9 protein-coding genes and 1 pseudogene are annotated in these 10,263 nt (G+C 70.7%); 6 read left to right on the top strand and 4 right to left on the bottom strand.

Annotation, left to right across the window (positions count from 1 at the left end; genetic code table 11):
* Window positions 1-53 precede the first annotated feature (53 nt).
* The 4 genes from OIE51_RS02810 to OIE51_RS02795 all read left to right on the top strand — a co-directional run bounded on the left by OIE51_RS02810 (window position 54) and on the right by OIE51_RS02795 (window position 3,190).
* Window positions 54-185: a hypothetical protein gene (locus OIE51_RS02810; RefSeq protein WP_326595244.1), complete on the top strand. Its 132-nt coding sequence runs from the start codon at window positions 54-56 to the stop codon at window positions 183-185.
* 103 nt (window positions 186-288) lie between these two features.
* A complete protein-coding gene (locus tag OIE51_RS02805; RefSeq protein WP_326600471.1) occupies window positions 289-951 on the top strand; it encodes a vWA domain-containing protein in 663 nt (220 codons plus the stop codon).
* A complete protein-coding gene (locus OIE51_RS02800; protein ID WP_326595242.1) occupies window positions 948-1,838 on the top strand; it encodes a PP2C family serine/threonine-protein phosphatase in 891 nt (296 codons plus the stop codon). The genes OIE51_RS02805 and OIE51_RS02800 overlap by 4 nt, the downstream gene beginning before the upstream one ends.
* Before the next feature lie 17 nt (window positions 1,839-1,855).
* Window positions 1,856-3,190: a serine/threonine-protein kinase gene (locus OIE51_RS02795; protein WP_326600469.1), complete on the top strand. Its 1,335-nt coding sequence runs from the start codon at window positions 1,856-1,858 to the stop codon at window positions 3,188-3,190.
* Between the two features lie 49 nt (window positions 3,191-3,239).
* Here the strand turns inward: OIE51_RS02795 and OIE51_RS02790 are convergent, their stop codons facing one another.
* Both OIE51_RS02790 and OIE51_RS02785 read right to left on the bottom strand, forming a co-directional pair.
* Window positions 3,240-3,569: a hypothetical protein gene (locus tag OIE51_RS02790; protein ID WP_326595241.1), complete on the bottom strand. Its 330-nt coding sequence runs from the start codon at window positions 3,567-3,569 to the stop codon at window positions 3,240-3,242.
* Window positions 3,570-3,630: 61 nt separating this feature from the next.
* A complete protein-coding gene (locus tag OIE51_RS02785) occupies window positions 3,631-5,043 on the bottom strand; it encodes a hypothetical protein (RefSeq protein WP_326595240.1) in 1,413 nt (470 codons plus the stop codon).
* A gap of 289 nt (window positions 5,044-5,332) precedes the next feature.
* On the opposite strand from OIE51_RS02785, the gene OIE51_RS02780 reads away from it, so the two are divergent.
* Window positions 5,333-6,568 (top strand): epoxide hydrolase family protein, encoded by a 1,236-nt coding sequence (locus OIE51_RS02780; RefSeq protein WP_326595239.1) that lies wholly within the window; start codon window positions 5,333-5,335, stop codon window positions 6,566-6,568.
* A 156-nt stretch (window positions 6,569-6,724) separates the two neighbouring features.
* Here OIE51_RS02780 and OIE51_RS02775 read toward each other — a convergent pair whose 3' ends face one another.
* A complete protein-coding gene (locus OIE51_RS02775; protein ID WP_326595237.1) occupies window positions 6,725-7,039 on the bottom strand; it encodes a hypothetical protein in 315 nt (104 codons plus the stop codon).
* A 456-nt stretch (window positions 7,040-7,495) separates the two neighbouring features.
* Between OIE51_RS02775 and OIE51_RS02770 the strand changes: the two genes are divergently transcribed.
* Entirely contained in the window at window positions 7,496-9,793 is a 2,298-nt protein-coding gene (locus OIE51_RS02770; RefSeq protein ID WP_326595236.1) for a GTPase-associated protein 1-related protein, read from the top strand.
* On the opposite strand, the pseudogene OIE51_RS02765 reads toward OIE51_RS02770, so the two are convergent.
* Window positions 9,790-10,095, bottom strand: a pseudogene (locus tag OIE51_RS02765) (ATP-binding protein); the annotation flags it as partial. The gene OIE51_RS02770 and the pseudogene OIE51_RS02765 sit on opposite strands and share 4 nt — an antisense overlap.
* Window positions 10,096-10,263: the final 168 nt, after the last annotated feature.

Genomic DNA, 10,263 nt, shown 5'->3' with positions numbered 1-10,263 from the left:
GTGGTACGGAACGGGGACAACGGGATCCGAAGAAGCGACAGCCGGGAGGCGGCATGACGACGGTGGTGCCGCACATCGCGCGGGGACGGCGCCTCGTACTTGGCCTGTTCATCACCGCGGTGGTGATCACGACAGTCGTGGTCGCGGCGGTGGCCGCGTTCGGGCTGATCAGACTGGCCGGCTGAGGCGGCGTCCGCGCGGAGACGACGAAGACGACGGAATCGAAGACAACGGAATCGAAGCCGACACAACGGAGGGCACAGAATGAGTGACATCCCGGGTGGGCCGATGGCGAACCGGCCGGTCCACTTCATCTGGCTGCTGGACTGCTCGTACTCCATGCAGGGCGAGAGAATCGGCCAGCTCAACTACGCGATCCGGGAGGCGATCCCGGAGATGCGCTCGGTCGCGCACGCCAACCCCGCGGCCCAACTGCTGGTGCGTACCATCACCTTCTCCACCACCGCACGGTGGCTGCACAAGGACCCGGTTCCGGTCGACGACTTCGCCTGGCAGGACGTCCAGGTGGACGGGGTGACCAATCTGGGCGAGGCGCTGCAGTTGGTGGCGCGTGAGCTGCAGACCCCACCGATGCCGCAACGTGCGCTCAAGCCGGTGCTGGCACTGGTCTCCGACGGCGTGCCCACCGACGACTGGAAGATCGGGCTGAAGGCTGTCGACGCCACGCCGTGGGGCAAGAAAGCGGTCCGGGTGGCGATCGCCATCGGCGCGGAGGCGGACCGGAGCGTGCTGCAGGAATTCCTCGGCAATCCCGAGCTACAGCCGCTGGACGCCAACAGCCCCAGGCAACTCGCGGCGGCGATCCGGTGGGCCTCGACCGCCGCGGTGAAGGCGGCTTCGCAGCCGGTGGCGGAACCGACGGTCGTGATGGCGAAGCAGCCGCCGTACGCCCCGCCGGTGCTGGGCGACGACGATGATGACGTGTGGTGAGCGAGCCGCGGATGTCGCACTGGGAGACGCTCACCGGGAGCGTCCAGGGAGTCAACAAGCAGTGCAACCAGGACGAGTGCGCGGCCGACGGCCGCGGCACCCTGGAGGACCCGCTGGTCCTCGCGGTCGCGGACGGGCACGGCTCGGCGCGGCACGCCCGCAGCGGGGTCGGGGCCCGGTATGCGGTGGAGCTGTTCACCGCGCACGCCAGGGAGTTCGCGGCCATGGCGAACGCCGAGGGACCCGAAGGGCCGCGCAGCCTCAGCCGGCTGATGCACTACGCCCGGAACGTCATGCCGCGCCGACTGATCGTCGCCTGGCAGCGCCGCGTCCTGGACCACTGGCAGCGCCAGTACGAACAGAACCAGGGCGCGACCGAGCCGGGGACCGAGTCCCCGCCCGTGATGGGCGACGGGCGGAAGCTCGTGCTGTACGGGTCCACGCTGATCGGCACCGTGCTGACCCCGCGGTTGTTCGCGGCCTGGCAGCTCGGCGACGGCGAGTTGACGGTGATCGAACCCAACGGCGACGTCGGCCGTCCGCTCGCCCCACTGGAGGCGGACTTCGGAGACGAGACCGAATCGCTGTGCAGCCGTGATGCCTGGGACCTGGTGCGGGTGCACTGGGCGCCGATCGTGGCGCCGGACCGTACGCCGCGGTTCATCGCGCTGTCCACGGACGGCCTGTCCAAGAGCTTCGCCTCGGACGAGGGCTTCGTTCAGTTCATGACAGGCCTCGACCAGCGGCTCTCCGGGGAAAGCGCCGAGGGCGCGCGGGCCATGCTGCCCGAGTGGCTGGCGAAGGCCGCGCAGTACTCGGGCGACGACACCACCCTGGCGGCCGGCAGGCGGCCGGTACAGCACACAGCGGCCGACGGTGACACGTGACAGACAACGGAGAGATGATGACCGGCATGCTCGACACGGGCACCCTCCTCACCGCCGACAGCGGCGAAGAGATCCGGATCACCGGGATGCTCGGCGCCGGCGGTCAGGGCGAGGTGTACCGAGTGGCGACCCCGACCGGCGACAAGGCGCTCAAGTGGTACTACCCGGCGTGCGCGACACCCGGGCAGGAGGCCATCGTCCAGGAGTTGGTGACCCGGGACTTCGACGACGAACGTTTCCTGTGGCCGACGACGTTCGTCCGGGGCACCTGGCCGGACGCCTTCGGTTATCTGATGGACATTCGCCCGGACCGCTTCAAGGGCCTGCCCGCGTTGTTCCGCAGGCAGTTGCGCACCACGCCGCGTGCCCTGCTGGCCGCGAGCCTCTACACGGTGGAGGCGTATCAGGCGTTGCACTCCCGGGGCATCGCCTACCGGGACATCTCTTGGGGCAACATCTTCTTCGACCCGGCCACCGGCGAGGTCCTGGTGTGCGACAACGACAACGCCGTGGTGGAGGGTGACACCAGCGGCATCTCCGGGACGATGGAGTTCATGGCCCCCGAGCTGGTGCGCGGGGACCCCGGGGCGAAGCCCGGCACCCAGACCGATCTGCACTCTCTTTCGGTGTTGCTCTTTATGCTGCTGATGAACCATCACCCGCTGAAGGGGAAACAGGAGCTGGCCATCCGATGCCTGGACGAGGCGGCCGAGAAGAAGCTGTACGGCAAGCAGCCGCTGTTCGTCTTCGACCCGAAGGACCGCTCCAACGTGCCCGACCCCGCTGAGCAGTCCACGGTTCTGCACACCTGGAAGGCGGCCCCTGCGGCTCTTCGGGACCTCTTCACGCACAACTTCACCGTAGGGCTGGGCGACCCGTTGGCGCGGGTACGGGAATCGCAGTGGCGTGACGCGCTGCGGGCCGTGCTTGACGCGGTCGTCGACTGCGCGCACTGCGGGCGGCAGAACATGACCCAGCCCGAGGAGACCACCGCCGGGACATGCTGGTCCTGCGCCAGCCCTCTGGTACTGCCGCCCCGGCTGGTCGTGATCACCCCCCTGCCGCGCGTGGAACGCCATGTCCGGCTGCACCGTGCCGCCCGCGTGCACGCCCACCATCTGGTGCCCGAGCCGGCACGACACGACTACAGCGACGCGACGCTGGTCGCCGAGCTGACCGAACACCCGCAGAAGCCCGGTCGGTTCGGCCTCGCGAACCGTTCCGACGCGGCATGGACGGGGACGCGTTCGGACGGCTCGACCCAGCAGATCGCACCGGGCCAGACGGTGCCGCTGCGCTCCGGACTCACGCTGGAACTTGGCGGCGCGCAGGCCGTCGTACGGTCGAAGTGAGGGCCTGCGGGGAGCGCGAGCTCCCCGACGGCTTACATGTCCGTCACCCTCACAGTCCGAAGGCGCGCCCCAGCTCCTGGGCGAGGGCCAGACCGCCGCTGCCCGTGGCGAGCCCGAGCGAGATCGTTTCCAGCGCTTGTCGGACCCGCCCGCGGTCGGCGGGCCGTTGCTCCTGCTCAGCCCGCACCAGCTCGCCGCGCACCACTTCCGCCTGGTCGGCGAGCGTCGGCTGGTTCTCGGTCCGCAACTGACGTACCAGCTCGGTGGCCAGGCGCAGGGCATCGGCCGGACTCGACCCATGCTGATGAATCTCGATCTTCCCGCCGTCACCGAAGTTGCTCGGCCCGGAGATCTCACCGTGGAAGTTGAACGTGCTCATCGGTACTCCTGGAAGGTTGCCGTCGGAGGTGTGCCGTCGAGTGGACATGCGTCCGCCGGAGTCAGGGGTGTCCGCCGCCGGGGGCTCCGGACGGCTGTGCGCCCTGTCCGTACGAGGTAACCTGTCCGTTGTTGCCGAAGTTGCTCGGCCCGGTGATGTCTCCCGAGAAGTTGTACGTCTGGGTGTTGATGACCTGCTGGGCCTGGTCGAAGGAACTGGTGTCGACGTTATGGGCCTTCAGAAACCGCTCGGTGGCGATCAGTACCCCCTGCTGGAGACGGTGCAGGAAGTCCTGTGAGTCCGTGCGTTCGGAGTGGCCCAACTGGTCCCAGGCACCGACACGTTCCCGCACACTGTCCACGGCCCCGTAGTCGTACAGGGCATGGCGCTTGCTGATCTCCTTGCGCCACTTTTCCAGCGTGCGCGCCCTGCGGTTCGACTCGGAACGCCGCCGCTGGATACGGCCGGGCGCGCCGCGCAACGCGGGCCACGTCTGCCCGGTCGCGTACCGCACCAGACTCCACCAGCGCTCGAAACCGTCGATCGGCAGCCAGTCCACGCGACAGTAGTGGCTGCTCACCGGGGGAATCGCGTAGGCCGCGACCTCCCACGAGAGGCTGGGATGCCGCAGTCGGGCTCGGAGATGCATCGACACGATGACACGGCCGCCCTCGCCGATCCGCTCCAGGCTCAGGTAGGTGCGCATTCCGGCGCCGGACCGGACCAGGCCCGCCTGCACCAACTGCTTGGGGACCCGCGTGCGCGGTCTCTGGAGCGGATCGGGCAGCAGATCATCGCCGAGGTGCCGCACATGGGTCCCCAGCACATAGAGCCGGTTCCTGGCCCGCAGTCCTTCGAGGCCAGCGATGTTCGCCATCTCCTTGGCGACATACGTGTGCAGGTCCACGGCGTCGAAAGGCTTGACGGCCAGCTTGCCGCCACCGGGGGCATCGGCCGGGCGGCTGATGTCGATGGGCTGCCAGACCACCTCTTTGATCTTCGTACCACTGCCCACGAAGGGGTTGGTGCGCTCGGCGCTCGCCGTGTACGGAACGACGTTGGCCTTTTTCAGCTCCCGCAGCCGGGCCTCGGCATCCGGCGGTGCGGGCGGCACCAGATCCTCGGGCTCCCCGCTTAGGCGGAACACCTCCTGCGCGGCGGCCCGGCCCTGACTCTCCGCCGTGTGGACCACCGCCCACGCGGTACCGACGGCGATGAGTACCGCCGAGCAACCCGCCACCCCTACGGCGAACGTCCCGCTGGCGAAGCCATAGAAGGCGAGCGATACCGCCGCGCACAGCCCGGCGAACAGCCATGCCAGCCGGCGGTCCCGGGTGTCGATCCGCTCGGCAGCCGCCTTGGCGTGCCTCACCAGCGCCAGCAGATTGACACCCAGCGACAGCCCGACCGCGGTCAACCGGTCCGCCGTGAGCTCCTCGTACACTTGACGCGCGAAGCCTTCGTCCAGATGCACCGCGGCACACAATCGCCGGGTCACCGCGTCTGACCGGTACTGCGGCAACGCGGGTAACTGCCGGTTCCCCATTCGCCCTCCCCGAGGTTCGCCCGCATCACTCTAGGCGGTATCGAGCACGTCCGCTGTCGCCTCACGGGTGACCGTGACCGGTGACGGGCTCAGTTCAGCAGTTCCCCGTACCGACCCCCGCGTCGCTGCCCGCACTCCTTAAAATGGCCCGGCTCGCCGCCCAAGCACCCAACAGGCCGACGACACCGCTTCCCCCTACCCAGTAAGGAACCACGCCGTGACCACCCCGCACGCCTTCCCCCTGGAGCCCACGCCGATCCATGTGTCCGACAAGGTCCTCGATGACCTGCGCGCCCGTCTCACACTGACCCGTCCGCCGCTGGACGAGGGGAATGGGGACTGGTCCTACGGCGTCCCGGACAGCTATCTCCGTGAGCTGGTCGCCTACTGGCGGGACGGCTACGACTGGCGCAAGGCCGAGGCCGCCATCAACGTCCACGAGCACTACCAGGCGAACGTCGCCGGTGTCCCGGTGCACTTCATGCGCAAGCCCGGCCGCGGCCCCCGTCCGATCCCGTTGATCCTCACCCACGGCTGGCCGTGGACGTTCTGGCACTGGTCGAAGGTGATCGACCCGCTCGCCGACCCGGCCGCGTGCGGCGGGGACCCCGCCGACGCGTTCGACGTCATCGTGCCGTCTCTGCCCGGCTTCGGTTTCCCCGGCCCGCTCACCGGCTTTTCGGACGTCAACTTCTGGAAGGTCTCCGACCTCTGGCACACCCTGATGACCGAGACCCTGGGGTACGAGAAGTACGCCGCCGGGGGCTGCGACATCGGTGGGATCGTCTCCAGCCAGCTCGGCCACAAGTACGCCGACGAGCTGTACGGCATCCACATCGGCTCCGGGCTGCCGCTCGACTTCTTCACTGGCCCCCGCGCCTGGGACTTCGCCCGGAATCGGCCCCTCACCGACGACCAGCCCGCCGACGTCCGCGCCCGCATCATCGAGCTGGACCACCGCTGGGCGTCCCACCTCGCCGTGCACATGCTCGACGGCGCCACCCTGGCCCACGGGCTGAGCGACTCACCCGCCGGACTGCTCGCCTGGCTGCTGGAGCGCTGGAACGCCTGGAGCGACAACGGCGGCGACATCGAGTCCGTCTTCACCAAGGACGACCTGCTCACCCACGCCACGATCTACTGGGTGAACAACTCCATCGCCACCTCGATGCGTTACTACGCCAACGCCAACCGCTACCCCTGGGCCCCCGCCCACGACCGCACCCCGGTCGTGCAGGCCCCGGTCGGCCTCACCTTCGTCACGTACGAGAACCCGCCCGGCATCCAGACCGCCAACGAGCGCGTCCGGGCGTTCAGGACCGGCCCGCAGGCCGATTGGTTCAACCACGTCAACGTCAACGCCCACGACCACGGCGGCCACTTCATCCCCTGGGAGAACCCCGACGCCTGGGTGAGCGACCTGCGCCGCACCTTCCACGGCCGCAGGCCCTGAACGACCCTGCGGACTCGTCTGGTGACGGGCCAGGCGAACGTTGCCTGGCGGGCGGTGCGCGTCGGGCGTCGGCCACCAGAAACAGCCGTGCGAGGCGTGCCGATGCCGGGGGGTATGGCTCGCTGGGCCGGTCCATACAGGGGCAGGGATTCTGGGTCAGTTCTCCCTTGGCCGGGCGGTGAAAGCCGCCCACCTGTCGACGGCCTCCTCCAGGGTGAGCGTGGCTACCTCTTCGCGTCTCATGCTGGCTGTGTGGATCAGGCGGTTCGCGAGCCAGTCCGGGACGGGGTCGCCCTGCTCCTGGTCGGGCAGGTTGATGTCGCTGACCAGGCGGCCAAAGCGTTCGATCACCTCGGAGAGCTGCTGGAACTCCGGGCGGCGTGCGTCGGCCTCCCGCACCCTGGCTGCCGCCTCCGCGTACACCTCGGCGTCCGCGCGGGCTCCTACGGCCCACACCTCGCAGATCTCCACCGTCTCGTTCTCGGTGCGCGGGCCGCAGCGGGGCGCGAGGCGGGCTGCGCCAACCGTAACCCGGCCTGTCGGACCGGCGGCCGGGTCGGCTCCGTAACGGAGCAGGGCACGGGACCCCGGCCGTAGGGCCGGCGGTGATCGCGGCGTTCGCTCGCGGGGGGCGCCGCTATGATCAGGGGGAGGTCGCTCCTCTTTAACTTTCCCTGGATAGACGGGAATTGGTGGTGGGCCGTGCGCCGCGGCGGCGACCTGCTGGAATGTCGCTCGCAGCGGTGGGCCGTGATCGCTCCGCCGGTGATCCGGTGGCGGGCCCGGTGTCGCCGAGGCATCCGCCCAACGACGAGGAGGACCGGCCGACGTGGTGAGGGACAGCTGGGGCTTCGGTGCGTTCCGCCGGTGGTCGGGAGGGGAGCCCGCGTCGCTCCTCGGTGGCGTCAGCATGGGGAGGGGCAGAGCGTGGGCCTGATACAGCTCCAGTACTCATCCGCGTCGGGGTTCACGTCGGTCGGCCCCGGGGCATCCCCGTGGCTGCTCAGGGAAGCCGAGCCGCTGCTCGGGTACGAGCCCCCGCCCGGTGCGCCGCAGCGGCCCACAACCGCGGAACTCGGCGCGTTTCCCGAGACGTTCAGCCACAGCCTGCTGGCCGACGGCAGCCGGCTCGTGGCCCGTGCGGTCTGCACGGGCGGAGGGAGCTTCCAGGCCCAGGCCGTGCATCTGCCCCTGGGCACGACACTCCCCGACGGCGCGCTGCCCATCACCGCCTTCGGGGCGCGGCCGGGGGGTCTGGACCTGGACCGGCTGATCGGGTTCGCCGCCTCCAGGGCCTCATGGCTCGCGGGCTTCTTCGCCGATCTGCGCCAGGTGATCCAGGACGACGCAGCGCCGCGCATCGTCGTCGTCGAACGGGACAGCGCCGCCGTCGCCCGGTGGATCGCGCTCGCCGGCACCGTACTGCCGCGCGAGATCGCCCACCGGCTGACGTTCACCACCTACACGCGGCGCCCCGAGCTGGCCCGGCAGCAGATCATCGGGGTCCTGCCCGAGGACGCGCACGGGTTGGCCGGGCACGGCCACCGCTACCGCGTGTACGACTGCACCGGCCGCGCGTCCGGCGCGCCGACCGAGGACGTCTGGGCGCGGATCGCCGCCCACGTCTGGCTGGGCAGGGCACCGCGGCTCTTCGAGGCGGTGACCGTGCTGTCCGACGGCCCGCTCGCCGTCGAGGCCCTGTGCGCGGGGCTGGACTTGGACGCCGAGGGCCGAACGGCGGCGGCCGACTGGGTGCGGCACCACGCGGACACGGTGGACCGCGACCGGCTGCGCCGGCTTGTGAACGCGCTGAGCGCGCACGGTGGGAGCCGGACGGCGGCCGAAACGGCCGCCTCGACCCGGCTGTTCCCGGTGCTCGATGCCCGTTTGGCGGCCGTCGAGCTCGTGCCGTTCGCCTCGCTCGTCCTCACGGACGTGGTCCGCTCGCCCGGTGCCGGGACGGATCTGGACGGCCTGCGGCGCGTTCCCCTCACCGACGATCTCAGGCGGAGCCTCGCCGGCGAGCTCGGACCCGAGCTGCGCGCGGGTGTCGCGGACGCCGGGCACGGCCCCGCGCGGACGGCGGAACTGCTGTGCGTCGCCGACATCCTGGGTGTCGACTGCGCGGATCTGCTGGCCGGAGTGGCGCGCCGCCTCGCCGTGGCGCTGCTGGCCGACCCGGACGCGGCGCACGCGCCCGCCGTGCGCCTCACGCTGGAGGACCGCTTCGACCTCCGCGCCCTGCTGTTGGCCGAGTGGGAAGTGCTCGCCCAGGGCGACCCGCCCGCCGTGGCCCGGCTGCTCGCCACGGTCCCGATGCCGTTCACCGCGAGCCAGGTCCTGCCGCACCTGCGGATGTGCGCCGAAGCGCCCCGGGCGGCGGCGGCCGACGGCGGCCGTGTCGCCGTCCTGAACGCCGTCCTGCGGGCCGGCCGGGTCTCCCCGATGGCCGACCCGACGCTGCTGCGCACCGCCGTCCGGCTGGTGTGGGGTGACGACAGGCCGACCGCCGGCGAGGCCAGGGCGATGCTCGGCGAGAACGGCTCCAGCGCGCACCTCGCCGCCGGCACGTGGTCCCACCTCGTCGGCGCGGCGCTCCACGGGCCCGCCGACGACCCGGATGTGCCCGATCTCGCCCACGATCTGTTGCGCGGCTTCTCCGACGATCTGAGGCCCCGCGAGCGCCGGGTACTCCAACTCCTGGACTTCGCCCGGGAACTGCGGAACGGCTCCGCCGCCCCCGAGGGGTGGACCGACCGGGTGCTGACGCTCCGCGCGGCCGGGGCGCCGGTGGAACCCGCTGTGCTCGAACGGGTCTACGACGCGCTCGCGTACCGGCTGCTCACGGGGGAGCGGCCGGACGGAGAGCTGGCCGCGCTGGTCAACAGCGGCGATGTCGATCTGATCACGGCCTACGGCCGGGCCGCCCGTTCGAAGCGGATGGCCGACCGACTGTGCACCGTTCCTGTCCGCGTGGCTGACTGTTTCATCGCGTGGAGTTCCTATCCGCAGGTGAACGCCGTCTGGGAGGAGACCCGTTCGCACCTGCTGGACAGCGTGCTGCGCCCGATGGTCCGGACGCTGTCCAGTGCGGAACTCGCCGCCGTCGAGGAGCGGTTGAAGCGGGCGGACGTCCGCTGGGCGGTGGCGTTCCAGGACCTCGGCCGATCGGGCGCGTGGGGCCGGTTCGGCCGACGTCTCACCGGCCGGCAATCGCGCCGCTAACTCAGCAGCTCCACGTACGGGCCGAACTCGGAGGCCAGGGTGAGGCGGCCGAGTTTCTGGTATTCGCGCTGGATCGCGTGGATCAGGGTGGGCATCGTGACGGGGTGGCCGGAGTCGGCGGCCAGGTAGGCGGCGGTGATCGCGATCGAGCGGATGTTGCCGCCGGCCAGTTCGAAGGATCCGGCGCAGAAGTCCAGGTCCAGGTCGTCGGCCCGGGGGACGGCGGGGCCCAGGCAGCGGTCCCACAGGATCCGGCGGTGGGGGGCGTCGGGGAGGGGAAAGTCGACGATCAGGTCCGGGCGGGGCGCTTCCGGAGCGCCGGCCCGCCGCTACATCGGCGTGCCGGGACCGCCGAGGGACGCGCGTGCGCGGTCACGAGCGTCCGTCCGGTCGCGTGTGGTGGCTCCCTCGCGCGGGCCGACATATCCGCCCCAAGACAGCCGGTCGGTGTCGGTCGGTCCGTGAGTCGG

It is taken from the genome of Streptomyces sp. NBC_01803 (assembly GCF_035917415.1).
In the GTDB taxonomy this organism is placed as follows: domain Bacteria; phylum Actinomycetota; class Actinomycetes; order Streptomycetales; family Streptomycetaceae; genus Streptomyces.
This window is presented reverse-complemented; position numbering and strand designations above follow the sequence as displayed.